At 41.8% G+C, this 25088-nt stretch carries 32 protein-coding genes and 1 riboswitch; of the genes, 12 read left to right on the top strand and 20 right to left on the bottom strand.

Annotated elements, in window-relative coordinates; translation table 11 throughout:
• The first annotated feature begins 51 nt into the window (after positions 1–51).
• A complete protein-coding gene (locus MHI46_RS05900) occupies positions 52–2364 on the top strand; it encodes an ATP-dependent helicase (RefSeq protein ID WP_126682001.1) in 2313 nt (770 codons plus the stop codon).
• Positions 2365–2380: 16 nt separating this feature from the next.
• Here MHI46_RS05900 and MHI46_RS05895 read toward each other — a convergent pair whose 3' ends face one another.
• The 5 genes from MHI46_RS05895 to MHI46_RS05875 form a co-directional block, all read right to left on the bottom strand.
• On the bottom strand, positions 2381–2638 hold the full coding sequence (locus MHI46_RS05895) for a stage VI sporulation protein F (RefSeq protein ID WP_008348417.1): 258 nt from the start codon (positions 2636–2638) through the stop codon (positions 2381–2383).
• 138 nt (positions 2639–2776) lie between these two features.
• Positions 2777–2914, bottom strand: a complete 138-nt coding sequence (locus MHI46_RS05890; protein ID WP_024426457.1) for a YjcZ family sporulation protein — start codon at positions 2912–2914, stop codon at positions 2777–2779.
• 84 nt (positions 2915–2998) lie between these two features.
• A complete protein-coding gene (locus MHI46_RS05885; protein ID WP_025093421.1) occupies positions 2999–3220 on the bottom strand; it encodes a hypothetical protein in 222 nt (73 codons plus the stop codon).
• 90 nt (positions 3221–3310) lie between these two features.
• Positions 3311–3439, bottom strand: coding sequence for a hypothetical protein (locus MHI46_RS05880; RefSeq protein WP_254967544.1), 129 nt, complete (start codon positions 3437–3439; stop codon positions 3311–3313).
• A 71-nt stretch (positions 3440–3510) separates the two neighbouring features.
• Positions 3511–3861, bottom strand: a complete 351-nt coding sequence (locus MHI46_RS05875; RefSeq protein ID WP_047201814.1) for a DUF1360 domain-containing protein — start codon at positions 3859–3861, stop codon at positions 3511–3513.
• 167 nt (positions 3862–4028) lie between these two features.
• Between MHI46_RS05875 and MHI46_RS05870 the strand changes: the two genes are divergently transcribed.
• The 5 genes from MHI46_RS05870 (at position 4029) to MHI46_RS05850 (ending at position 6681) form a co-directional block, all read left to right on the top strand.
• The gene (locus MHI46_RS05870) at positions 4029–4424 is read left to right on the top strand and encodes a spore coat protein (RefSeq protein WP_228285950.1); all 396 of its coding nucleotides are present in this window, start codon (positions 4029–4031) and stop codon (positions 4422–4424) included.
• 44 nt (positions 4425–4468) lie between these two features.
• Positions 4469–4804 carry a hypothetical protein gene (locus MHI46_RS05865; protein ID WP_024425013.1) on the top strand — a complete coding sequence of 112 codons (336 nt, stop codon included), beginning with the start codon at positions 4469–4471 and terminating at the stop codon, positions 4802–4804.
• Positions 4805–4892: 88 nt separating this feature from the next.
• Positions 4893–5396, top strand: a complete 504-nt coding sequence (locus MHI46_RS05860; RefSeq protein ID WP_039177849.1) for a spore coat protein — start codon at positions 4893–4895, stop codon at positions 5394–5396.
• A 146-nt stretch (positions 5397–5542) separates the two neighbouring features.
• The gene (locus tag MHI46_RS05855; protein ID WP_003211658.1) at positions 5543–6034 is read left to right on the top strand and encodes a CotY/CotZ family spore coat protein; all 492 of its coding nucleotides are present in this window, start codon (positions 5543–5545) and stop codon (positions 6032–6034) included.
• Between the two features lie 203 nt (positions 6035–6237).
• On the top strand, positions 6238–6681 hold the full coding sequence (locus tag MHI46_RS05850; protein WP_039177847.1) for a CotY/CotZ family spore coat protein: 444 nt from the start codon (positions 6238–6240) through the stop codon (positions 6679–6681).
• Positions 6682–6716: 35 nt separating this feature from the next.
• On the opposite strand, the gene MHI46_RS05845 is transcribed toward MHI46_RS05850, so the two are convergent.
• From MHI46_RS05845 to MHI46_RS05800, 10 genes are all read right to left on the bottom strand, one after another.
• Positions 6717–7403 (bottom strand): CotO family spore coat protein, encoded by a 687-nt coding sequence (locus tag MHI46_RS05845; RefSeq protein WP_064498311.1) that lies wholly within the window; start codon positions 7401–7403, stop codon positions 6717–6719.
• A gap of 114 nt (positions 7404–7517) precedes the next feature.
• Positions 7518–8294: an enoyl-ACP reductase FabI gene (gene fabI, locus MHI46_RS05840; protein WP_039177844.1), complete on the bottom strand. Its 777-nt coding sequence runs from the start codon at positions 8292–8294 to the stop codon at positions 7518–7520.
• Positions 8295–8443: 149 nt separating this feature from the next.
• On the bottom strand, positions 8444–9250 hold the full coding sequence (gene thiD, locus MHI46_RS05835) for a bifunctional hydroxymethylpyrimidine kinase/phosphomethylpyrimidine kinase (protein ID WP_064498310.1): 807 nt from the start codon (positions 9248–9250) through the stop codon (positions 8444–8446).
• 16 nt (positions 9251–9266) lie between these two features.
• The gene (locus MHI46_RS05830; RefSeq protein ID WP_064498309.1) at positions 9267–10280 is read right to left on the bottom strand and encodes a thiazole biosynthesis adenylyltransferase ThiF; all 1014 of its coding nucleotides are present in this window, start codon (positions 10278–10280) and stop codon (positions 9267–9269) included.
• Positions 10277–11044, bottom strand: a complete 768-nt coding sequence (locus tag MHI46_RS05825) for a thiazole synthase (protein ID WP_342503163.1) — start codon at positions 11042–11044, stop codon at positions 10277–10279. Before MHI46_RS05825 ends, MHI46_RS05830 begins: the two co-directional genes overlap by 4 nt.
• 4 nt (positions 11045–11048) lie before the next feature.
• Positions 11049–11252 carry a sulfur carrier protein ThiS gene (gene thiS / locus MHI46_RS05820; protein ID WP_039177840.1) on the bottom strand — a complete coding sequence of 68 codons (204 nt, stop codon included), beginning with the start codon at positions 11250–11252 and terminating at the stop codon, positions 11049–11051.
• Positions 11249–12361 carry a glycine oxidase ThiO gene (gene thiO, locus MHI46_RS05815; RefSeq protein ID WP_251181109.1) on the bottom strand — a complete coding sequence of 371 codons (1113 nt, stop codon included), beginning with the start codon at positions 12359–12361 and terminating at the stop codon, positions 11249–11251. The genes thiS and thiO overlap by 4 nt, the downstream gene beginning before the upstream one ends.
• Positions 12345–12962 (bottom strand): thiazole tautomerase TenI, encoded by a 618-nt coding sequence (tenI, locus tag MHI46_RS05810; RefSeq protein WP_247544370.1) that lies wholly within the window; start codon positions 12960–12962, stop codon positions 12345–12347. The genes thiO and tenI overlap by 17 nt, the downstream gene beginning before the upstream one ends.
• Complete coding sequence (gene tenA / locus MHI46_RS05805; protein WP_251181110.1) at positions 12937–13647, bottom strand: thiaminase II; 711 nt, start codon at positions 13645–13647, stop codon at positions 12937–12939. Before tenA ends, tenI begins: the two co-directional genes overlap by 26 nt.
• Before the next feature lie 78 nt (positions 13648–13725).
• A riboswitch (TPP riboswitch) is annotated at positions 13726–13835 on the bottom strand.
• Positions 13836–13894: 59 nt separating this feature from the next.
• A complete protein-coding gene (locus tag MHI46_RS05800; RefSeq protein ID WP_251181111.1) occupies positions 13895–15736 on the bottom strand; it encodes a monovalent cation:proton antiporter family protein in 1842 nt (613 codons plus the stop codon).
• A gap of 162 nt (positions 15737–15898) precedes the next feature.
• On the opposite strand from MHI46_RS05800, the gene prpE reads away from it, so the two are divergent.
• Positions 15899–16642, top strand: a complete 744-nt coding sequence (gene prpE, locus MHI46_RS05795; RefSeq protein WP_039177836.1) for a bis(5'-nucleosyl)-tetraphosphatase PrpE — start codon at positions 15899–15901, stop codon at positions 16640–16642.
• 37 nt (positions 16643–16679) lie between these two features.
• Here prpE and MHI46_RS05790 read toward each other — a convergent pair whose 3' ends face one another.
• From MHI46_RS05790 to MHI46_RS05775, 4 genes are all read right to left on the bottom strand, one after another.
• Positions 16680–17576, bottom strand: a complete 897-nt coding sequence (locus tag MHI46_RS05790; protein ID WP_186315147.1) for an RluA family pseudouridine synthase — start codon at positions 17574–17576, stop codon at positions 16680–16682.
• 17 nt (positions 17577–17593) lie between these two features.
• Positions 17594–18394 (bottom strand): NAD kinase, encoded by an 801-nt coding sequence (locus tag MHI46_RS05785; protein WP_041089854.1) that lies wholly within the window; start codon positions 18392–18394, stop codon positions 17594–17596.
• A 63-nt stretch (positions 18395–18457) separates the two neighbouring features.
• Positions 18458–19087 (bottom strand): GTP pyrophosphokinase family protein, encoded by a 630-nt coding sequence (locus MHI46_RS05780; protein ID WP_039177834.1) that lies wholly within the window; start codon positions 19085–19087, stop codon positions 18458–18460.
• Between the two features lie 33 nt (positions 19088–19120).
• Positions 19121–19486, bottom strand: coding sequence for a hypothetical protein (locus MHI46_RS05775; protein WP_024425029.1), 366 nt, complete (start codon positions 19484–19486; stop codon positions 19121–19123).
• A 235-nt stretch (positions 19487–19721) separates the two neighbouring features.
• Here MHI46_RS05775 and MHI46_RS05770 point away from each other — a divergent pair, with 235 nt between their 5' ends.
• The 5 genes from MHI46_RS05770 (at position 19722) to MHI46_RS05750 (ending at position 23140) form a co-directional block, all read left to right on the top strand.
• Positions 19722–20300 carry a CYTH domain-containing protein gene (locus tag MHI46_RS05770; RefSeq protein WP_251181112.1) on the top strand — a complete coding sequence of 193 codons (579 nt, stop codon included), beginning with the start codon at positions 19722–19724 and terminating at the stop codon, positions 20298–20300.
• 21 nt (positions 20301–20321) lie between these two features.
• On the top strand, positions 20322–21089 hold the full coding sequence (locus tag MHI46_RS05765) for a lytic transglycosylase domain-containing protein (protein ID WP_260775850.1): 768 nt from the start codon (positions 20322–20324) through the stop codon (positions 21087–21089).
• Positions 21090–21364: 275 nt separating this feature from the next.
• The gene (locus MHI46_RS05760) at positions 21365–21763 is read left to right on the top strand and encodes a thiol management oxidoreductase (protein WP_251181114.1); all 399 of its coding nucleotides are present in this window, start codon (positions 21365–21367) and stop codon (positions 21761–21763) included.
• Positions 21760–22671: a ClpXP adapter SpxH family protein gene (locus tag MHI46_RS05755; RefSeq protein WP_039177830.1), complete on the top strand. Its 912-nt coding sequence runs from the start codon at positions 21760–21762 to the stop codon at positions 22669–22671. The genes MHI46_RS05760 and MHI46_RS05755 overlap by 4 nt, the downstream gene beginning before the upstream one ends.
• A 295-nt stretch (positions 22672–22966) precedes the next feature.
• Positions 22967–23140: a hypothetical protein gene (locus MHI46_RS05750; protein WP_039177829.1), complete on the top strand. Its 174-nt coding sequence runs from the start codon at positions 22967–22969 to the stop codon at positions 23138–23140.
• 106 nt (positions 23141–23246) lie between these two features.
• Here the strand turns inward: MHI46_RS05750 and pepF are convergent, their stop codons facing one another.
• Positions 23247–25073: an oligoendopeptidase F gene (gene pepF / locus MHI46_RS05745; RefSeq protein ID WP_285858218.1), complete on the bottom strand. Its 1827-nt coding sequence runs from the start codon at positions 25071–25073 to the stop codon at positions 23247–23249.
• Between the last annotated feature and the right edge of the window lie 15 nt (positions 25074–25088).

Here is a 25088-nt window from a genome sequence, read left to right as displayed (position 1 = left end):
ATGATTAGATGTGTTTCATTTTAAGATTGATTGACTATTGGAGGACTAGCTTTGAAATGCGCACGACGACATGATCGAACGATCTCATTACATACGTATTCGAGAGAACATTATCAATTCCTCCATGACGAGGGAAAAAAAGGACAATTATTCTGCCCATATTGCGGACAACCGGTCTTTTTTAGATTAAATATACATGATGAACCTGCCTTTATTCATAAGCATATGTCTCAGCAAGAGATTTGTGAACAAGCTGAAGAACAAGCAGATCATAATCAAACGGCTGAACAGGAGGAAAAGGCTTCCTATAAAGAACTTGGCGGCTTCCGTTTTCCAACCGGCAAACAGATCATCTCGCAAACTAGCGAATCATATGACTGGCAGGAACCAAAGTCGATTCAATTTAGCGACGCCTTACATTTAGAAGAAAATGAACAAGTTCATACGATCGACCTCTTCCCGCATATCACCTTTAGCACACCGCAGCTTCAAGCTGTCACACATTTAGATGGTCCGATGCTTGTGCTGGCTGGTGCCGGCAGCGGGAAAACAAGAGTCCTGACGGCTAGAGCGGCTTATCTCATGTCCCATCATCATATTCCTGCTCACCATATTTTACTCGTAACTTTTACTACAAAAGCGAGCAGTGAGATGAAAGAAAGACTGCGCAAGCAATACCAGCTTCATCCTTCACAAGCCAGCCAAGTGGTGACAGGCACCTTCCACAGTCTTTTTTATAAAATGCTGCTTCACGATGACGCAAATAAATGGAACGGCCAGCATCTGATCAAGTTTGACTGGCAAAAGGAGCAATACATTCGAAAAGCCATAATGAATGAAGGACTTGATGAGAAAGACTACCCTACTGATCAAGTGCTGCAATCCATCGGCTATTGGAAAAATGCCTTTTTACCAGGTGAACTTCCTGATTTGAAGGATGAAAAGGAAAAACACATGTGGACGATCTATCAATCATATGAACAGCAAAAACGAGATCATCAGCAATTTGACTTTGATGATATGGCGATTGCCTGCTTACATATGCTGACAGAACAGCCTAAACTGTTAAAACGGTATCAAGAACGATTCCAGTATATTTTAGTGGATGAATTTCAGGATATTAATCCAGTGCAATATCGCTTGATTCAACTTTTAGCCGGAGAATCAGAGCAGTTATTTTGTGTAGGGGACGATGATCAAGCCATTTACGCATTTAGGGGTAGCAATCCTGCTTTCATCCTTGAATTCAAACAGGATTATCCTTCGGCTCAGATCGTCCATTTACATGCGAATTACCGCTCTCATCATACAATTGTCGCAAGTGCAGATGCGATTATTAAGAAAAATCAGCATCGTTATGAGAAGACGTTAAAAGCCGTTCGGGCGGAGAAAATTTCGCCGACGCTCTTTTATCCATATGATGAAGAAGAGGAAGCGACGATGATTGTCGCAGATATTCAGGAGAAAATTAAAAACGGCGCAAAGCCGAATGACTTCTGCGTGCTGTTTCGTACGAATACAGGCGGCCGTGCGATTTATGAACGACTGCATCAGTCGGCCATTCCGTATGAAACGGATGCTGGCGTTAAAGCCTTCTACAGCAGACGAATTGTTCGGGTACTCCTCGCCTTTCTTTCCTTAAGTCAGGATGCAGATGATGTGGCCGCCATGAAACAGCTGCTGCCGGTTTTCTTTTTAAAGCAGCAAACGCTGAATACACTAAAGGCACTGACTATCACAGAGGATTGTTCAATGGTAGATGCGCTCGGAAAGCTGACAGATATACAGCCGTTTCAACGGAAAAAGCTGCAATCAATCGTTCCTTTGTTCCGAACGTTACGAACATTAAAGCCATCGGACGCGGTGACATTTATTGAACAAAAGATGGGACTCGGTGATTACTTAAAAAAACGGGTGAACGATACGAATGTACTTGAAAAAGGGACAGATGATGTACGTGATGTGAAAACAGCTGCCAGACGCTTTGAAACGATTGAAGCCTTTCTCGCACATGCCGAACATATGAAATCTGCCGAAAAGGAAAAAACAGATGAACCCGGTGTTCAGCTCATGACGATCCACCGTGCAAAGGGACTTGAATTCCAGACAGTATACATCACTTGTGTGGTCGATGGGGCATTGCCTCATGATTTCTCACTGGATGAACTCAGAAACGGTGATGAAGAAGCGCTGGAAGAAGAGCGCCGTTTATTATACGTGGCCATGACAAGAGCTGAACAATCTCTTTATCTGTCTGTTCCTTCATTTAGACGAGGCAAAACGGCTCATCGTTCTCGCTTTTTGTATCCTCTTCTAAAGAAAAACCGTGAATTATTTACAAAAAAACAACAGGCCCCCCTTTAAACGGAGAGCCTGTTGTTTATTTTTTGTTATTCATCATTTTAGCGATTGTATTGAAATCAAGCTTTTCTTTTCCACTAGTAATCGATTGAACGATTTTGTCTTCCATTTCTTTAGGTACACGTTTGTTCGCAAGCTGCGCTACTTTTTTAATGACACCTCGAACGGTATTCTCATCTTTAAAGTTGGCATTTTGCAAAGAACCTGCAAGTTTAAACACATCATTCATATTCACACCGGTTTTGTTTTCTACGCTTTTAAAGAATTTATTATCCATTCATTTGCCTCCTCTTTGTGGAGTAATCACCTTACTATATGAAAATAGGCGGGATATGTGCCTATCCTAAAACCTTGTTTGACCAAAGAGAAAGGAAAGCAAAAGGCTTCCCCCTTGCTTCCCTCACCTTCTTACTTTTTAGTAGTTAAAGAAAGAAGCACCAACGATGATTAGAAGGATGAAAAGCACGACAACAAGAACAAATGTTGATCCATATCCGCCGCCGTAGCCTCCACCGTAGCCGCCGCAAGAACCGCCACCGTAACCGTAACTCATATTTAAGCACCTCCTCTTCTCCCTTACAAAGTATGAAAAATGCAAGAAATGGTTTGGACGATCACATAAAAAAGTGCGGAATTTTTATTTCTGCTGTTTAAAGACGTAATCTGCCTCTGTATGACGCATCATGAATGCTTCTGTTTCTTTTGCAAAAGCCTCCATCTTCACGCCAAATGCTTTTAAGTGCTCCTCAAGATCATGCGCTTTATCCGATAGATCCATTTCAGCCTTTTCGTGCGCTTGTTCTTTCCCATCATGGGGTTTAGTGAACAAGGAACCGATTAATTGTTCGAATGCATCCATTCTGGTCACCCCTTCTCTCTTACATATGCACCACTCAAAAAAAGGGCAACAAAAAAACCGGATAAATCCGGCTTTTGTTTTTCTCTTCTATTATTGAGGTTTCTTTTTGTTTCCACAGCCGCAGCCAGTTTTCTTGATTTTTTTCGTATATACAGATTGTTGATTTGACTGCGCTGGATAACCTTGAAGCATATGTGACGGCGTTTCAGTTGGTTTCATCGCAACCCTTCCTTTCCTGTTCCATGATAGTATATGCATTTATTGAAAGCGTGTCTGATCAGAATGCCTGTTTATTTCACAAGCTTCGAGACGACCGTTTCAATGATGCCTGCTGCTGCGGCAATCGCTAATAGTAAATTAAGCCACATGCTGATGACAGGAAAAAGTATGTATATCAGAAGTAAGGCAGCAGTGCACCACATGCCAGTACACCAATAACAGCTTAACAGTTCTCCAACCCAGGATCGCAGTCCTTCACCTTTAATGATGATATATGTTTCGACCTCACCTTGTTCATTTACCTCTTCCTGTTCTTCATGAAATAGACGTCGGAAAGGGGCAGTAATGGTATCAAACACAATCAGTCTCGTCAGTCTAAAGGATGCGAGGGCAAACACGACAAATGACAAAGCACCGCTCAGAAGCCTCCACCTCCTTCTTTCTTCTTTTTCCGTCCTTTCTTTATATATGCAAGAAAAAAGACCGTCATGATGAATCGAGTGGAAATAAAATTGGGTTGTACTTTTTCACACTTTCCGATTCCACCTTGAGTCCTTGCTGCATTAAATAATGTATAGATAAGAAAGGAGTGAAAGTATTGTCTATTGAAGAAAGTGCTGAAATATTATATACACAACTGTTAAACGAATTAATCAGCAATTATGATGATTTCATTGAGATCAAAGATTCCGAAAATGTCACAATTCATAAAACAGATGTAACAGCTGCACTCTCCCTTCAAGCGACCGTAACGACAATCATTACTCTTTTAATCCAAATTCTTGTACCAGACGATGAAGTGGCTGCTGACATCACAGATCAGCTTTTAGCTGTGCAACAAGTGGAAATCCAAAAGAAAACTGTGATTCAAATCATCAACTGCTATAACATTACAATTACATTATCAGATGCATCCATTATGAACTCCGTCCAAATTCTCACTCAAACATTGAATGTGCTCTTAGTTGAAGCCGGCATTCTTTGACCCTTTCTTTTTCTAACATGACGTATGAAAGAGGTGAAATCATCGTGGCTGAAGAGAACGAAAAAAAGGAATTTCAAATCAATACGGATATTGATCCATTAACAAGTCTTCTTGTCAGTGATGTGTTAAACAAAAACAATATCACTGATGATCAGAAAGCAAAAATTTCAGATGATCAAAGAAGAATGATTTTGAAATTAGTCGAGGACTTACAAAAGAAAGCAAATGATTTCGTAGAACAGCAGCAGGAGAAAAAAAGGCAGGCTGAGGCAGCAAAACAGCCAGAAGAAGTAGTGCCTGAACCAAAAGTACGTCCAAATCGAAATTCACTTCGAAATCGTATTCAGCAGCGTCGTAATGCTCAGCGTAATAACGATTAAATAAAAATGGGTTGCCTGCTAGGGTAAATGCCCGAGACAAAACAACGCATTCCAGCATTTAATAAAGTAAACGGAAGGAGGAATAGAAATGGATTCTAAACCATATTCTTGGGTCGCTCTAGATCGTAACTGTTCACACCACGGACACCACAGATACCACGAACACCACGACGATTGCAACTATGAAAGAAAAGCACTTTGTGACGATTATTATGATGACGAAGATGTCTTACAAGATTTGGATCAAGTAAGCTTCACAAAGCAGACATCTGAAGAGGTCATTATCGTTAGGGACTCTTGTGACATTAACGTATCTTCTGTCGATGCACAGGTTGCAGCATCTATCCAAGTAGCGATTCAAACAGCGATCATCACCATTACAAACATCTCAATCGCAGACGGTGATTTGGCAGACCGCGTCACGCAGGATCTCTTACAAGCTGCTACTCACAAACAAACAAACCGCCAAAAACTTGTCATCGAAAATTCAAGAAACGTTACAGTATCTACAATCGATGCGGACATCTCTATCGCAATCCAAACACTTACACAAACTCTTGTTGCGACAATCGTTGCAATCGGCATCCTCTAATGTCCAAAAGCAGAGCGAAAAGCTCTGCTTTTCCTTTTATAAAAATACAACAAATATAAATGGTCATTTACCCACACCAACTAGAGGGCGCATACATATGTTGTTAAGGACTAAAGTCAAATACCTTGTTAAAGGAGCTGAAATCCATGAGCTGCGGAAAACACCATGGCCGACATGATGAAAACTGTGTATGCGATGCGGTTGATAAGATTTTAGCAGAGCAGGAAGCTGTAGAAGATAAATGTCCTACGAGCTGCTACAGTAATTTATTAAGCCCAACAGTTTCTGGAAAAGATACGATTCCGTTTTTACTTTTTGATAAAAAGGGCGGGTTGTTCTCTACTTTCGGAAATATTGGAGGATTCGTTGACGATTGCCAATGCTTCGAATCTATTTTCTTCCGGGTTGAAAAATTACACGACTGCTGTGCTACGTTATCTGTATTAAGACCTGTTGATGTACACGGACATACGCTAAGCGTGTGTCACCCTTGTGACCCTGACTTCTTTGGTCTAGAAAAAACGGACTTTTGTATTGAGGTTGATTTAAACTGCTTCTGCGCAATCCAATGCTTAAACCCAGAGCTTGTCGACAGAGTCATGCCATCGAAAGATAAAAAGCATCATCACCACGGCTAAATCAACAGGCCGATCATCTAACTTGTCATGAGTCAAAGCATCCCCTTCCTTACGAATGACAGCCAATTATGCGGAGCAGGCAGCATAAGAAGCGGCCGCTTCCGCATTGGTTAAAAGTAGATGCACGTACCGGCAAAAATAGCTTGTAGATGATAACAGTGCTCAAACACTCAAACAAATTTCCTAGTATAGGAGGGTTGAATATGAGCCGCAAACATTCATGGAACTGTGTAGCAGAGGCTGTTGAAAACATTCACGACTTACAAAATGCCGTCGAAGAAGATTGCCCGACCAGCTGTTACAGCAATCTCCTTTCTCCATCACATTCTTTAGGTGACACTGTCCCATTTGTTCTCTTTACATCCAAATCAAAACCATTCGTCGCATTCGGAAATGTCGGAGAAGTAGATCCAGGCCCTTGCTTCAGCACTGCATTTTTCAGAGTCGAACACATCTCTGATCACTGCGCAACTCTCAGCTTGCTTATCGCATTTGACAAAGACCGTCATATTTTAGATTTTACAGATAAAGATTCCTTATGTGATGTGTTCCGATTAGAAAAATCAAAATATTGCATTGAAGTAGACCTTGACTGCTTCTGCGCAATCGAATGCCTAAACCCAAGACTCATCAACCGTAACTGCTAACAAAAAAAGTCCCTATATGGGACTTTTTTTCTTTGTTAAAAACCAAGCGGGTGGATGGAAGAAATCTCAGCAATCGCTAATTCGACTGGATTTCCCCCGCCTGCTGTACGAATGATCACAGTATCATCTTTTCGATCCATGATGATTCCTCTATATGTTTTACCATCAGCTTCAATCAGACAAAGAGCCCTTGGCATATTATGAGGCAGTCTTGTGAGAAAATCGACTTTTTCATCAATACTCATCTGACTTAAAGGCTTTTTCACTCGTTTTCTTCTTGGTTCTTCTTTTGTTTCATGAAAGACACCTTCTGGCTGGTTTCCTTCTTCTTGCTGAGGCTCTTGCTTTTGTATGAGCTCTGGTTCTTGTATGTTCTCTTGTTCCTGTGCAAGCTCGGTTTCTTGTATGTTCTCTTGTTCCTGTGCAAGCTCAGCCTCTTGTGCGATATCTCGTTCTTCTGTAAATTCGGCTTCTTGTTTTATATCTCGATCTTGCTGGTGTGCAGGCAGCTCGGCTTCTTTTTTCTGCTCTATTCCTTGAATCGCAGGCTCCTGCTGCGTGCTTTCTTCGATCTCGCCTTTTGCATTGTGATCACTTTCTGGCTGTTTTTCTGATTTTTTTCGCTTTCTCACAATATTTTGCATGGCCGGCTTTGATTCATGATAGCTCGGCTGAACAATATACATCAGCGGCTTTTGATTCTCATCACCTTTATTTGACATACTAATCCCTCCCGAATGATTCATTCCTTATATATATGAACGGAGGGCTCAAATCAGAAGAAAAATAAAAAAACAGCATACCCTTCATCGGTATGCTGCAAGTCATGTATTCGTTTATCGGGCAATGATATGGAAGCCAGAATCAACATGCAGATTCTCACCTGTCATGCCGCGAGATAGATCACTGAATAAGAATAGAGCTGTATCGCCAACTTCTTCAGGAGTTGTTGTACGGCGAAGCGGTGCACGCTCTTCAATATCCTTCAGAATGGTATTAAAGCCGCTGATGCCTTTTGCAGATAACGTACGAATTGGACCAGCAGAAATACTGTTCACGCGGATGCCTTCTGCACCTAAATCAGCTGCTAAATATTTCACACTTGCTTCAAGTGATGCTTTCGCTACACCCATTACGTTGTAGTTAGATACAACACGCTCTCCGCCTAGGTATGTAAGCGTCACAATGCTTCCACCCTCTGTCATTAATGGACGTGCTGCTTTTGCTACAGCAGTTAATGAGTATGCACTAATGTTGTGCGCCAAAAGGAAACCTTCACGATTCGTGTTCAAGTATTCGCCAACAAGCTCTTCCTTATTTGCAAATGCAATGGCATGCGCAACGCCATGAATGACTTGTACTTTTTCTTTAATTTCAGCAAAACATTTCTCGATTTCTTCATCACTTGTCACATCACACGGAAGAATAATTGAATCATCACGCTCAAGTGTGCTTGCAAGCTCTTTTACCGATTCAGCAAGACGATCTCCAACATAAGTAAAAATCAAACGAGCTCCAGCTTCATGAAGTGAACGGGCAATTCCCCAAGCGATGCTTCGTTTATTGGCAACACCCATCACCACGATATTACGGCCTTCTAAAGAAAAGTTCATATGTAATAAAGCCTCCTATTTTTTCAAGACATAGTATTAGTACCTGATCATAATATTATCACAGATCATAAGAGAATGACAATTTCCTCTGAAAGAAAGTTTCATTTTTGCAAAAAAACCGCCCTCACAAGGAAGACGGTTTGATTCCCTTAACGTTTGATTCTGTTTTGCTGATAAGCAAAATGGTTCGTAGGTCCGTGGCCAGATCCAATTCGTAAAGGGAATTTGATCGCTTCATGGACAAAGCTTTCTGCTGTTTCAAAGGCTTCCTTTATCGAATAACCTTTCGCAATTTCAGCTGTTAATGCTGCTGCAAACGTGCAGCCTGTGCCATGTGTATGTGGTGTATCAATATGTTCATTTGTGATTTCAATAAAGCCTTTTCCATCATACAGCAGGTCGGTAATCATCCCATCAGATGGACCATGGCCGCCTTTGATCACGACATGTTTCGTACCGAGCTCATAAAGGCGCTCTGCTGCCAGATAGCGATCCTCTTTCCTCTGAATACGTATACCTGACAGTACTTCTGCCTCAGGAAGATTCGGCGTAACAGCATAGCTCACAGGCAGCAAGTGTGTTTTCATCGCAGCGACCGCATCTTCATTTAATAAAGAGGCTCCTCCTTTTGCGATCATGACTGGATCTACAATCAGCTTCATATCATATTGAACCGTTTTTTCAGCTACGATCTTGATCATGTCTGCACTCCACAGCATCCCTGTTTTGACGGCATCTGGCAGTAAATCTTCTGCCACTGCATCTATTTGACGCTCTAACGCCTCAATTGAAAGCGGGTAAATCCCGTGAACACCTAGTGTGTTTTGCGCAGTAATCGCTGTGATTGCAGACATTCCATACACACCGAGCTCCTGAAAAGTTTTCAAATCGGCCTGAATGCCTGCTCCGCCGCCAGAATCAGAACCCGCGATTGTGAATGCTTTTTTGATCGTCATTTCTTCACACCTCTCATTAGCCAATCCATTGATGATAAATCGTTCTTGCTTTGGCAATATCATTGGTTCCATGAACAAGCGCTCTGCCATCTTTAAATAAGACAAGCTTAAATTCATCCTTTTGACACGACAGCAAATATGGATTTTCAAGCACATCCATCCCTGCTTTCTTTAACCGAAGAGCTACTTCATGTAAAGGCGGCGGTGTTTCTGCTGCACTGCGGATTTGTACCGTATTGCGGCCGCATAGTACATCTGCCTTCGCTCTCTTGTCATATGAAAGAAATGGATACGTCTTCAGTCCACAGCTTGGACATTGCTTCTTCTTTAAAGACGCGACCGACCGAATGTCAGACCGTTCATTTTTCCATAAATCGAAGGATTTTAATATTGGCGTCACTTGATGTCCTGTTAAATATTTAAGTGCATCTGCCACTTGATATGCGGCCACCTGCTGCACAACTGGACTAATGATACCTGCTGTATCACATGTCATGCCTTGTGCAGGTAAATGTTCAAGCAGACAGTGTAAACACGGCGTCTCACCAGGAATCACAGTAAATTGAATACCATAACTGGCTACACAGGCCCCATAAAGGAACGGAATTTGATGTTTGACAGCAGCATCATTTGCAATCATTCTTACCTCAAAATTATCCGCTGCATCGACAATGATCGAAGCCCCACTGACCAGTTCGTCAATATTGTGAGCAGTCACATCAATCACGATGCCTTTGACGTAAACGTCACTGTTAACTTGCTTGAGTCTTTTTTCAGCCGCCACAGCCTTTGGCAGCCGATCCTTCACGTCTTGCTCCGTGTAAAGCTGCTGGCGCTGAAGGTTGCTCCATTCAATATAATCTCGGTCCAAAATGGTGACAGATCCAACTCCGGCACGAACGAGCATTTCTGCACTAGCCGTTCCAAGTGCCCCCGCTCCAATAATGACCGCCTTTGAGTCATTTAGCCGCTTTTGTCCCTCTGTTCCAATTGGCTGAAAAAGCTCTTGGCGTGAATAACGAGTGCTCAAAATGACGGCATTCCTTCCTGTGGACTGCTCGCTGTCCCATAGTTTTTCAGGGGAATACGTCCTGCCTCATAGCCTAGTCTTCCTGATTCAATCGCCAGTTTCATTGCTTTTGCCATTTTCACAGGATCCTTTGCACCAGAGACAGCGGTATTTAGTAATACTGCGTCAGCTCCAAGCTCCATCGCATAAGCTGCATCCTTCGGAGAACCTACGCCAGCATCAATAATGACCGGCACCTTCGCCTGTTCGATAATAAATGAGAGATTCAAAGGATTTAGTAAGCCTTGGCCTGAACCAATCGGAGAAGCACCAGGCATAATGGCATGGACACCGAGTTCTTCTAATTTTCTTGCGAGCACCACATCATCAGATGTATATGGCAGCACGATAAATCCTTCTTCGAGCAGCATTTCAGATGCTTTTAATGTTTCAACTGGATCTGGCAAAAGAGACCTTGAACAGCCAATGACTTCTACCTTGATCATGTCACACAGCCCAGAAGCCTTTGCTAAACGGGCAATACGCACTGCTTCTTCTGCTGTACTTGCACCAGCTGTATTCGGAAGCAATGTATATCTTGATAAATCAAGCTGCTCCAGGAAATTAGACTGAGATGCTTCGAATATGTTCATTCTTCTGACAGCAAAGGTTAAAATTTCGGCTTCCGATACGTTCACCGCTTCTTTTTGAACCTCAAATGATGGGTACTTCCCTGTTCCGAGTAATAGTCTTGATGTGAATGTTTTTCCGCCAATGTGCAGCATTGGATCATCCTCCTCCTACAAAATGAACGATTTCAATCGTGTCATTTGGTTGAATGACTACTTGTTGAAACGCTTCTTTATCAATAATTTCTTGGTTCTTTTCAACGATCACCACACGGTTTTCAAGCTGATAGGCTGATAGCAGATCATAGATCGTTCCATTCTCTTGATCGAAGTCAACGATTCTGCCATTCAATTGAATCTTCATACGAATAGTGCCTCCTTTCGTCCAATACGAAATGCGTGAAGCCATTCCTCTTTGAGCGGTTTGTCTAATATGAGGTCACGAATGATTTCTCCAGTAATCGGCGCAAGTAAAATGCCATTCCTGTAATGCCCTGCAGCAAAAAGAATACGCTTGTCTTCTGGATGTCTTCCGATATAGGGATGCCGGTCGTTTGTCGCCGGACGAAGGCCTGCCCAGCACTCTTCAATCGGCATCTCTTTAATAGAAGGCATCAGCTGAGACGCCTTTTGAATCACAGCTTCCACTCCGCCAAGCGTTGGAACAGCCTGCCACTCGTTTGGCTTCATCGTTGCACCGATAACAAGCTTTCCGCTATCTCGCTGAACGATATAACAATGATCATGATAAATGGTGTGTGCGAGCGCTGGACCGTTATTCCATACAGACACACATTCTCCTTTTACTGGATAAAGAGAATGCGATAATCCGAGCTCTTCAAAAAAACGGCCAGACCATACACCACTTGCAACTGTCAGGTCATCACATGTGAATGTGCCCTTCGTTGTTCTGACAGTTAACACTTCTTTGTCCCGCTTCACTTCGATCACAGGTGTACACTCTTTCACATCTGCTCCGTACCGGACCGCCGCCTGCCACAAAGCCCTGCATACAGCATAAGGCTCAACATGCACATCCTCTTCAATCAAACCTGCTCCCAGCATGTGATCTGTTACTTGAGGCATGCATTTTTTTACGCTGCTTGCGTCAAGCCACTTAAATGTAGACAAATGCTGCATCCGGCAAAGGGCCTGCTTCTCTTCTTCAGTAAAGGCGACCTTCATGATGCCGCCTGCTGAAGTCCGAATATCAATGCCTGATTCATGCAAAAGATCGACCTTTAATTTTTCGTATAATGCCTGGCTTGCTCTGCCTGCCTGAAAGAAAATATCCTCATGCCCCTCTCCTTCAGCATGTGCACCGAGCATCCCGGCAGCCGCACTTGTCGTTTGCTTCCCTATCTCATTTGCTTCAAATAAGATCACCTGTTTTCCTGCTTTTGCAAGGTGATAGGCGATTGACATCCCTATGATTCCACCACCAATGATTGCAACGTCATAATGCTTTTTCATAAGGATTCTCCTTTACCTTTTCAGAAAATGCTTGTGCCATCATACGCGGCTGATGATGAGTAAAAATCCCAGACATGACAGCGATTCCTTTCACATGAGCGTGTTTCAATTCTGGAACTCGTTCTGGGGTCATCCCGCCGATGGCCACCACTGGAATTGTTAGTGCAGAAGTCAGTTCTTTCACAAGCTGTACACCTCTTGCCTGGAGTCCTGGTTTACAAGAGGTGTCATATACGTGCCCAAACATGACATACTCTGCTCCATTTTTCTCTGCTGCTTTCGCTTCTTCTATCGAATGGACGGACACCCCTGCATGAAGGTGAGGGAATTTTCTTCGCAGCTCCTTCGGCGAAAAGCTATGGCCTGGAAGATGCACCCTGTGAATATTGGTTAGCAGCGCCACGTCTACTCGGTCATTGATCACGAGCTTTTCTTTCGGCACACCTTCTAAAAGGAGATTCTTCACGAGATCAACAAGCTCACTTGCTGTTTTAGACCGTTCCCGAATATGAATAAAATCCACTTCAGACGCAATGGCTTTTATTTGTTTGATCAGTTCACCCGCAGGAAGCGAATCATTTGTCACTGCGTGGAGTTCCATTTGCACCAACCCCATCTAAGCATGCTGTTTGCCACAATTCTTTTTGATACGCCATCTCCCAAAAGTGATATTCGTAGTAGCTTGAAATCACAAAATTTTCTTTCATATTGGCGCGTACATGTTCTGGTGCTATTTCTGCTAGTTCATCAAAGCGGTTCACCTGTTCGAAAACGAGTTCCTTAAACCAATCGCCTCCATATGTCAAAATCCATTCTTGGTAAATTGGATGGTCAGGTGTTGTTTGTTTCAGCTTTTCACCTACCTCATAATAGAGCCAGTAACACGGTAATAACGCGGCTAAAATCTCTTCAAACCGTCCGCTTTTTACAGATCGATACATATGAGAGGTATACGCATAAGCAGTCGGGGAAGGCTTAAAGTTCTCAATGGCTTTATCAGAAATTTGCAGAAGCTCTGTAAATTTCCTATGCAGCGACAGCTCTGCTTCGTACGTGCCCTGGGCATGATACGCCATTCTGCCCGTCGTATGTAAGTCCTCACTAATCGCCGCTCCATATGCCTGCACCTTTGCAAAATGAGTTAAATAATACGAATCCTGCATCACGTAATAGGTGAAACGATCGAGTGAAAGTGTGCCATCCCCAATCCCTTTGACAAAAGGATGCGTAAAGCTTCCATTCCACCACGTTGCTGCAGCCTCTTTACATTCTGTTGAAAACGTCATGTTCCTCTCCTCCTGTTTTTCCATATAAAAAAGCCACTTTCCGCGTGGAAAGTGGCTTGGAATTTGTAAAAAGCATAGTCAAAAACCGCACCACTTCCCTACGCAGGTATGAACCTGTTCAGGTAATGAGGGTCTAAAAGTCGACACTTTTATCTCAGCCCTTTTAAAGGACTCCCCTAGTGGATCAAATATATGATGTTATACCTCTATCTTAATCAGGAATTGTTCATTGGTCAAGGGTTCATTGTCATTCTAATTGGGCTCTTAGTCCTGCTACATACTCCCGGGAGCCCGATACAAGCACACGGTCGCCGCTTCTAAGTGTCGTATCTCCATGCGGTACTAAGCTGTCTACCCCTCTGAAAATCCGGACAAATACCAAATCACCGGTGAAAGGAAATTCTCTCAGCATGACATTATGATAACGATGATTGTTCATTTGAATTTGATACAAAGAAGAATCCTCATTTGTTAGCAATCGAATCGCATCAGGTGCTTCAATCAAAGCTCTTAGCACCGTTTTAGATGAAAGGAAAGTAGAAAACGTATCAATGCCCGCTTCCTTCAATGTCAGCTCTGCCTCAGCTTTGTTGACACTTGCAATGACTTGTTTTGCTCCTTCTTCTTTTGCAAATAAAGCAATTTCCTTATTTTTTGTCTCACTGCCTGTTGCGACGACAAGGACATCCTCTTGGCCGACGCCTGCCTTTCTCAGCGTCTCATCATCGTATTGTTCAATTGATTCGACTTCAAAGATAGAGTCAGCCAGCAGCGCTTCCTTATTTTCTTGAAACACATGCAAAATCCGAATGTCATATTCATCCTGATGCAAATCAAGTGTGACGGGTAAGGTCAGCTGATTTGCACCAATAAAGGTCACACGCTTCTTATGGCTCGCCGCTTGTTCTTTTTTAAAGAGCGCTTTAAACCAAACAGGTGTTAAAATACTCGTTAGCACAGCAACTAAAATCAGCGCTCCAGACATTTTATGATCAATGACACCGAGCCTCTCACCAATCGTCGCAGCTGCAATAACGAGAGATAACGTTGAAGTTAATAAAAAGCCGGAGCCGATGACCTTATTCATGTCATACCATTTTTTCAAATAAAGAATTGGGATGAGCTTACTTATAAGCAACGCAATAAACAGCAGCGGAATCATGATCATAATCGTCGGGTCCTTAAACAGTGCCCATATATTCAGATCCACTCCGACCATCACAAAAAAGATCGGGATTAAAAATCCGTAGCCAAATGAGTCCAGCTGCTGAACGAGCTCTTTATTTGGCGAAAGAAGGGACACAAGCACGCCAGCTAAAAACGCCCCAAGAATATTTTCAGCCCCGAGTGATTCAGATAAGGCAACTAAGACTATAATGAGAGTAAAGATTGCCCTTGTCCCAATTTGCACGGTTCCTTTTGACATCGACTGAAAAATTGACTTTGTCTTAAATACGCGGCCAAATAAATAAAGAAGAATGCCTGCAGCAAATAATAAGAGCAGAAGCCACATGTTCCCTGTTCCATCTCCATAAATGGAGGAAAACACTGCAAGTAAAATCATCGTGACCAAATCAGCAATGACAGCTACAAGCAGAATGATTTGACCGATATTCGTCTGCATCAACTTTTCCTCTTTTAAGGTTGGCACCACTACGCCTAATGAGATGGTAGAGATAATGAGCGTCATTAAAAAGGCATTTTGGATAAACCCTGCGAGTACAAACGCATAGGACAGGATAAAAGAAATACAAAGTACCCCAAGAAAAATAATGGTGGCCGCTTTAAATGTATTTGGTTCTTTTAAACCATTTGGAAGTTCTCGTGCTTTCTTCTTTGACTCAAAAGAAGAAAAATCTATTTCAAGTCCACTTAAAAACATCAGAAAAATAAAACCGAGCATGGATAATGTATCTAACCACGCATCATGTTCGACAACCAGTTGAAGACCGCTTTTCCCAATGATGAGCCCCATAATGATTTCAGCTACAACGACCGGAATGGTCAGCTTAAATCGGTGCAATAAAATAGGGGTGAAAAAGGCGACAATAATAACGACAACGAGTGATGAAACAGATGTATGCTCCATTGGCTAAAGCCTCCTAACATTCATGTTTAATTTTATAAGTCTTACGTTAAAGGATTGATTCTAACAATTGCCCAAATGAAATGAAAGCCATTCGTTATATTTTCTAAAATTCAAACTTCTTTATATCCGACGAATGGATGAAAAAAATCAGGAGGAAACCTTATGAAATTCGATATCATTGGCGATATCCACGGCTGCTACGAAGAGCTGCTTACCCTCATACACAAACTAGGATACGAACTCAAACATGGATTACCCGTCCATCCTGATAAGAGAACGCTGGCCCTTGTTGGCGATTTAACAGATCGAGGGCCTCAGTCAGTAGACGTCATGCGATTTGTCATTCATGCCTATTCACAAGGCGCAATCCGATATGTACCTGGCAACCATTGCTTTAAGCTTTATCGTTATTTAAAAGGAAATCCCGTCAAATTGCTTCATGGCATCGAAACGACAGTGAACGAAATAAAAAAACTGCCAACTCATGAACAAAACAAATTGTCACATGAATTTAAGCAGTTATTTGAGAAGGCTCCGCTTTATGATGTACTCATTCCTGATGAGCTGATCATTGCACACGCAGCGATGAAGGAAAAGGATATTGGAAAAAAGCCGAATAAACAGATGCGGTCCTACTTATTATTTGGTGCCGTCACAGGAGAAACATGGCCAGATGGACGGCCTGTTCGCAAGGACTGGGCAAAGGAATATCACGGAAAACCGTGGATTGTGTACGGCCATACACCTGTGAAAGAACCTCGATTCGTTGGCAGAACCGTCAATATTGATACAGGCTGTGTATTTGGCAACAAACTGTCTGCCCTCACATACCCTGAGCTTAAAACGGTCTCCGTTCCCTCATCTATGCCTTATGACGATTCAAGATTTCAGCATTTCACATTATAAAAAAACCCGGCCCTGCGATGCAGGTGACCGGGTTTCTCTAATTAAAAAGCAAGGATTTCATATCATCAGGAAGCGGAGCTGAAAATGTCATTTGCTCACCTGTCATCGGATGAGGAAACACAAGGGTTTCACTATGCAGTGCCTGCCTGTCTATCCGCTCGGCCCTTCCGCCATACAGCGTATCTCCGATGAGCGGATGCCCAAGAAATTGCATATGCACACGAATTTGATGTGTTCTCCCGGTTTCAAGCGAGAGAGACACATCCGACATATTTAACTCAGCGATTACTGCTCGCACGGTATAATGCGTCACTGCCTCCTGCCCAGTATCATCAACCATCCGCTCGATGATACTATCCCCTTTTCGGGCAATTTTTGCAGCGATGGTTCCATGTTTTTCTGTGATCATGCCATGTGTAAACGCTCTGTATGTTCGCTTAACCGCTCCACTCTTTTGTGCCTTAGCTAAAAGGCTATGGGCAAAACGATGCTTCGCCACAAGCATAACGCCAGATGTATCACGATCAAGACGGTTCACTAAATGAACCGTATGCCGAACAGACTGCTTGGCATAATGGTGCAGTAATCCATTCGCAATACTGTGCTCGGGGTGCTCCCGAGAAGGGATCGAAGGAATATACGGCCTTTTATTCAGCACAAGGACATGCTCGTCCTCAAATATAATATCAAGCGGAATCGGTGCAGGCTTCAGCCCTTCACTCACTTTTTCCTCGGGAAATAAAATGGTGAGCCTGTCCCCTTCATGCAGCTCATATCTCACGGTAACATGCTCTCCATTAATGAGGAGGTCACCGCCATCAAACTTAATATCCGTCAGCATTCTTTTCGAAATACCAAGATCAATTAAATATTCCTTTAAAAACAGCCCTTCTTCTTTGGCTGTCATGGTTTTGTTTAACGTAAAGTATTCCAGCGAGAACAACCTCTTTCTTATTCTCCTTTTCCGATAAAGGAATCTTGCACCCTTTTCCAAAACGGAAACGGTCTAAATCTAGCAAAACGGACATTCTCATCTGCCACCCGGCATTGAATGGATTTGACGTCTTTATGAAGCAGCGTCAAATGATCAATCGTCACCTGAAAATCGACATCATTCCTCGGCTTAATCACACAAGTATGGTGGTCAGGCAAAATAAGCGGTGAACCGACCGTCCGAAACACTCTGTTGTTGATTGAAGCCATTTCTGCCAGCTGAATGGCTCTAATGGAAGGATGAATAATGGCGCCTCCAAGTGCCTTATTATAGGCCGTACTGCCTGATGGAGTAGACAAACAAAGGCCGTCACCTCTGAATGTTTCAAACAGCTGTCCTCTGATTTCAACATCTGCCACAAGCGTCCCTTCCATGCTTTTAATCGTACATTCATTCATTGCTAAATATTTCTCTTCTCTGCCGCCGTCGTTGTATCTGACAATGACCTCTAAGATCGGATATTCCACAATATGATAAGGCGTTTTCGCAATGGCTAAGACGAGTTTTTCAATCTCACTCGGCACCCAGTCAGCATAGAAGCCAAGATGACCTGTATGAACACCGACAAAGGCTGTTTCATTCAGACGGCTGCTGTAGCGGTGAAAGGCATAAAGAAGGGTGCCGTCTCCACCAACCGTAATGACAAGATCCGGTTCCTCTTCATTTAGTTCCATGCCAAAATCCAATAAGTAGGTCTGAATTTTACTTTTGAGCGTGTCAGATACAGAATTCCCTTTTGAAGAAACTGCAAATTTCATGAATTCTTCTCCTTTTTCACCTTGCTGCTATGAGAGGGCAGCATCATATTTGATCAAACTGGCTCAGCTGTCGTTTTTCTTTTTCCGGGAAAATGCCACTTGTGCTTCTTGAATTTCCCCTCTAATTTCGGACATCTCTTCATCGAGACGAGATGCTGCCTCAGATGCTCTTTGAAGGCGCAGCTTGACCTTCTCCGGGATATTCCCGCTATATTTATAATTCAGAGAATGCTCAATGGTCGCCCAAAAGTTCATCGCAAGCGTACGAATTTGGATTTCGACAAGGAGCTGCTTCTCTCCGTTGATCGTTTGCAGCGGATATAACACAACAAGATGGTAAGAGCGGTATCCGCTTTCTTTATGTTCTGCAATATAGTCGCGTTTATCTACAACCACAAAATCTTTACGTGACTGGAGCATTTTTTTCACGACTTGTATATCTTCTACAAACTGGCACATAATGCGAAGCCCAGCAATATCCTGCATCGTTTCAATCTCATGCATCGGGATGTTTTTACGCTTTGCCTTTTCTAATATGCTGGCAACGGGTTTTACTCGGCCTGTGACAAATTCTACTGGTGAATGGTCATCCTCGAATTCATACAGCTTTCGAATGCCTTTTAGTTTCACTTTTAATTCTTCGACTGCTTGTTTATACGGTGCGAGGAATTGATCCCATTGTTTTTTGTCCATGAAACTTCCCCCAATTCCATATACCTAATTATTTCAGAGGAATGTGCTTTTCACTTTCTCTTCCATATCTCCGTAATTGGCATTGTCTTTAATATTGTCGATTAAATAATGTAATTCCTGTTGAAGCTGAATGAGTTCCAGCGAATATTCATCCGATGCCAAATAGACAGGGATGTCACGATTCATTGCTTCTTTTAATGGAGCCCATGTATGTTCCCCTAAAATAAGATACGAAAAGGACTCCTCGGTTTCAAGTATGTAAACGAACGCAAAGTGATCAGAATCAACAAGCATTTGTCCTGATGCTTTTGCTTTTTGGATTTGCTCTTCTGACTGGATTGTCAAAATCAGCCTGTCTTCTTTTAAAGTTGCTTCTGTGATTTCAATTCTGTTTTGCATCATGATCTCCTTTACAACAAAGTACAGCTTTATTTTATCATATCAAGTTCAATATTGATAAACCGAACTTTTGGAGAAAATCCTGTTTTTCTCTTTTAAATGATTCTTTCCCACGATTCTTCATTCAATTTGGTCCACGTCTAAAGAAAATAAAGAGAAAAAACAGTCTTTTACATGGTGAACACACTTCATGTACAATAATCATATTTCCTCTAAATGAAAGGTTGATGTCAAAATGTCACAGGAAATTGAAATAGAACTAAAACAATTATTAATGAAAGAAGAATTTGAACAGCTGAAACTGCATTTTCAATTGAAGGATGCGGATTTCCATACGCAAACCAACTATTATTTTGATACACCTCAATTTGATATAAAATCTCAATTGGCTGCATTAAGAATGAGAGAAAAAAACGGTCAATGGGTGCTCACATTAAAAGAACCGCACGAAATAGGCTTGCTTGAAACCCACCAAACGATCGATCCCCCATCACAACTTAACGATTTTGAGCTGCCAGAAGGTGAAGTTGCGGACAGATTAGACCACCTGAACATTCAAAAGGATCAAATTGTGTACTTTGGTTCACTTGAAACGTCAAGAGCAGAAAAAATGATCCAAGAAGGCTTAATTGTTTTGGATCACAGCCGATATTTAACAGTAGAGGACTATGAACTTGAATTTGAAGTAAGCGACCTGGAAATCGGACAAGCCGCTTTCTCCGCATTGCTCCGCAAATTTCATATCCCAGTACGAAACACGAAAAACAAAGTCGTTCGTTTTTATGAAGAAAAAATGAAAACACAGAATAGATGAATTCCTTGAAGGAGGAACATGATGAACGTTAATCAACTTCAATCCTTTATGCAGCTTCAAGCGCTTAAAACGTTACAAACAGATCCAGCACAAACGCAAATGTCTGCGGGTCAAGAATCGAATGCCCAAGCTTCATTTCAGTCGCTGCTGCAAGATTTTTTAGGCGGATCAGAATTATCACGTCTCCCGCTTTCCATCTCTGCTTTTATGGGCACGGACCCATCAACGGCTCCGAACACGCAATATGCGCGTACAAACCCATATTTATCTGCGATTGCCGGCAGTGATCAGCTTGAGGCTCAATCTTTGTATGAAAATGACAATCAATTAAATACAGCGAATGGCATTGGAAATGTCTTAAACAACAGCTACACACCGCCGCTTCAAAAGGCTGTCTCCAGTGGCTCATCATCAAAAGAGATTAATCAAATCGTGTCACAAATGGCTCAAAAGCATGGCGTTCCCGAAAAGCTGATTCACGCAGTCATCAAGCAGGAATCCGGCTATCGCACGAATGCTGTCAGCCATGCAGGTGCGCTTGGTCTCATGCAGCTCATGCCATCTACGGCTAAATCACTTGGCGTCAACAATGCCTTTGATGCTGCCCAAAACATTGAAGGCGGAACGAAGTATATAAAACAAATGCTTCAGAAATATAACGGAAATATCTCACTCGCCTTAGCTGCCTATAATGCAGGTTCAGGAAAAGTAGATAAATACGGGGGCATCCCTCCATTTAAAGAAACACAAAATTATGTAAAGAAAATCACAGCTCAATATTTCGCTTAAACCGAAGAGAATAACCTCTTCGGTTTTTTGTATGTCGCTTTTCCCCCTTTTTTGACTGAATGTGTTATGATATGGTCAATTGATCACGGAACCCGCCCCACTCTTTATTTCGAGCAGACCAAAGCTGTTTGTTTGTGGAATTGAGATGAGGTTGTTAAAATAAGTACAAGAATAGAAACAATAAAATAGAACAAACTGAATATCACTTTTGAAATAAATGAAATGCGCAATAGGGTGAGTCATCCTATTAACTACGAGTAAAAGGAGTAGTCAACATGGTACAATCGTTTAACGCACCTTACGAAGCGGTTGGAGAGGAACTTCTATCGCAACTTGTTGATACTTTTTATGAAAATGTAAAGTGTCATCCTTTGCTTCATCCTATTTTCCCGGATGACTTAAAAGAAACAGCAAGAAAACAAAAACAGTTTTTAACGCAATATTTAGGCGGACCACCGCTTTATACAGAGGAGCATGGCCACCCAATGCTGCGGGCGAGACATCTCCCTTTTCCGATTACTGAGGAGCGGGCGGACGCATGGCTTGAATGCATGGAGGATGCAATGGATCAAGTAGGACTAACCGGCGATATTCGTGACTTTTTATTTGAACGGCTTTCTCTGACGGCTCGTCATATGGTCAACCAAACACCTGAAAAGGATGGACAATCTTGAGCTGCAATTCGCACGATCAATATTTCTCACACTGTCACGGACATCCTCAAAAGCCGATTGAAATCTATGTATTCATTGATCCTCTAAGCCCAGACTGCTGGTTATTAGAGCCATCCATTAAAAAATTAAAAATGAAATATGGCCGTTTTTTCACTTTACGAACGGTAACAAGTTCTAGTATTAATGCATTGAATCGGAAAAGAAAGAAACATTTACTGACTGAAGCATGGGGGAAATTTGCCACTAAAACGCAGACCAAAAAAGAACAAATGCTGTCTGAACAAATTGTGACATCACCCTACCTCGCCTCACTCGCATTAAAAGCAGCGGAGCTTCAAGGAAGAAAATGCGGAATGAAATTTTTGCGTCTCATTCAAGAATCGCTTTTTTGCCATCAGCAAGATGTCACAAGTGAGCAGGTGCTGATAGAAAATGCAAAAAGTGCTGGTCTGGACATCGAGGAATTCCAGCGCGACATTCATTCTCAAAGTGCGGTGAAAGCACTGCAATGTGATATGAAAATTGCAGCTGAAATGGACGTATCTGAGCTTCCGACCTTCGCCTTTTTTAATACCGTAAATGGAGATGAAGGATTAAAAATTTCAGGTGCCTACTCTTATGATATATACGAGGAAATTCTTTTTGAAATGATTGGTGAAAAACCAACACCATCAGAACGGCCTCCAATTGAATGGTTTATTGCATACTTTCAATTTGCATCCGCAAAAGAGATAGCCGTTGTTTATGACCTGACGCTTGAAGAAGTTGAACGAGAAATGAAGAAGCTGGCTTTCGCTCAAAAGGTAGAACGTGTACAAGTGCAGCAAGAAATGTTTTGGCGCTATAAAGAGAATGACAACCATACAGATCTTGATGTCTATCGCTGTGAAAATGAACATGGGTGCTGACCCATGTTTTTCTTTACTCTAAAAAGGAACGTTTGTTCCATTTATAAACACGAAGAAACCGCGCCGGGATAAGCGCGGTTTCACTATGTCTTAACGACAACAAAGGGGATGGGAGAAATTTTTCACGGTCAAACAAAGGGGTAATGTTTGTATGTGATTAATTTCACATCTGTAGTATATCAAATTTTGTCGACTTATGACAACAGATATACTATATGTTCATATTTTTGTCACAAAACATAAGAGGGTTGTCACTTTCATATAGTAAAAGTAACAAAAAAATGGGGGGATCTGCATGCGCAGCACAACTATTGGACTTGTTGCCATTGGCTTATGTTTCTTTTTAAATATATTAGGCTTAATGAAAATGCTTCCTCTTTATTTGACGTCTCCACTCTTATTTGCTGCGATTCTTTTTACGCTTTATCGAATGAATCACCGTAAGACCTTTAGAGGTTTTAAAGGTTGATCATTAAAAAGGATTGACCTCTCCATCTGAAGAGGTCTTTTTTATGAGAAAAAAACTCCTGTCAAAAGATGAGCTGGCACTCACACGTCTGACAGAAGTCTTTTCATTACTCACCTGTTTTGGAGATGAGCTCTTCCATTTCTTTTAGTTTTTCTTCAAACAATTGGCATGCTGCTTCAATTGGTTCTTTAGAAGCCATATCAACACCAGCTTTTTTCAGCACATTGATTGGATAATCAGAGCTTCCTGCTTTAAGGAAATCTGTATAGCGCTCTACCGCTGGTTTTCCTTCTTGTAAGATTTGCTTGCTTAATGCCTGCGCCGCACTATAGCCTGTCGCGTATTGATACACATAATAGTTGTAATAGAAATGAGGAATTCTCGTCCACTCTAATCCAATTTCCTTATCAACCACCATGCCGTCACCAAAATACTTCTTATTCAGGTCATAATAAAGGTTCGTCATAAATTCTGGCGTTAAAGCCTCTCCTTCTTGTGCTTTCACATGAATAAGATGCTCAAACTCAGCAAACATCGTTTGTCTGAATACTGTTCCTCTAAATCCTTCTAACAAGTGGTTTAATACATACAAGCGCTGTTTTTTATCGTCTAAATGATTAAGCAGGTATTCGCCTAATAACGCTTCATTTGTAGTGGAAGCCACTTCAGCTACAAAGATACTATAGTTTCCATACGGATATGGCTGGTGTTTTCTCGTGTAGTAGCTGTGGACAGAATGCCCAAATTCATGAGCCAGCGTAAACAAATTATCAATGTTATTCTGCCAGTTCATGAGGATATATGGATTTGTACCATAGCTTCCTGATGAATAAGCACCGCTTCGTTTGCCTTTATTCTCATAAACGTCTACCCAGCGATTTTCGATTCCTTCTTTTAACACAGACACATATTCTTCTCCTAATGGCGCTAACCCTTTCAGCATATAATCCTTTGCTTCATCGTAGGTGAGCTTCATGCCAGCATCTTTCACAAGTGGTGTATACAAGTCGTAATTGTGCACTTCATCAAGCTTTAATACCTTTTTGCGTAATTCAATATAGCGGTGTAACAACGGTAAATATTGATGAACTGTATCAATTAGATTGTCATACACTTCTTCTGGGATGCTGTTTCGTGATAGTGCTGCTTCTCTTGCTGATTTGTAATTTCGTACTTTTGCATAAAAATTATCCTTTTTAATTGAACCGCTTAGTGTAGAAGCAAGTGTGTTCTTATACTGATCATACGTTTTATACACAGCTTTAAAGGCATTCTTTCTCACTTCACGATCATCACTATTTAAAAATGTGATAAAGTTGCCGTGGGTAATTTTCTTTTCCTCCCCATTCTCATCCTTTACAGAAGGGAACGAAATATCGGCGTTGTTAAACATACTAAAAGTAGTAGATGCAGATGAAAGTGGTTCAGAGGCCTCAGCTAATAAAGCTTCTTGTTCCTCACTTAAAATATGTGGACGCTCTTTATTAATTTCTTCGAGAGCATGAGAATACAGTTTTAATTCTTCTTTTTCCAGAATAAATTGCTGCAATTTATCTTCTTGAATTGATAAAATCTCTGGAACAATATAAGCAGATGTACTAGATAGCTGTGTAAATAGATTCGAGGCTTTATCATTTAACGCCTGAAAGGATGAGTTCGTTGTATCTTCATCGTATTTCATGTGCGCATATGTATAAAGCTTGCCAAGCTTTTCAGAAAGTTGATCCTGAAAGGTTAGGGCTTCATACAGGACATCAGCAGAATGGGCCAGCTTGCCTTTAAATTGTGCCAGCTTCGGAATTTCTTTTTTGACCGCTTCGAATTCCTTGTTCCATGCATCGACGCTTTCAAAAATATCTTCAAGGCGCCATTTGTTTTCTTCTTTTACTTCGCTTCTGTCTGGTAGATGATTGTTTTTGTTTTGTGAAGTCATATGAATCCCCCTTGC

It is taken from the genome of Bacillus sp. FSL K6-1000, assembly GCF_038630785.1.
Lineage (GTDB): Bacteria > Bacillota > Bacilli > Bacillales > Bacillaceae > Bacillus > Bacillus safensis.
Note: the sequence above shows the minus strand (reverse complement) of the source record. Positions and strands in the feature narration are given on the sequence as shown.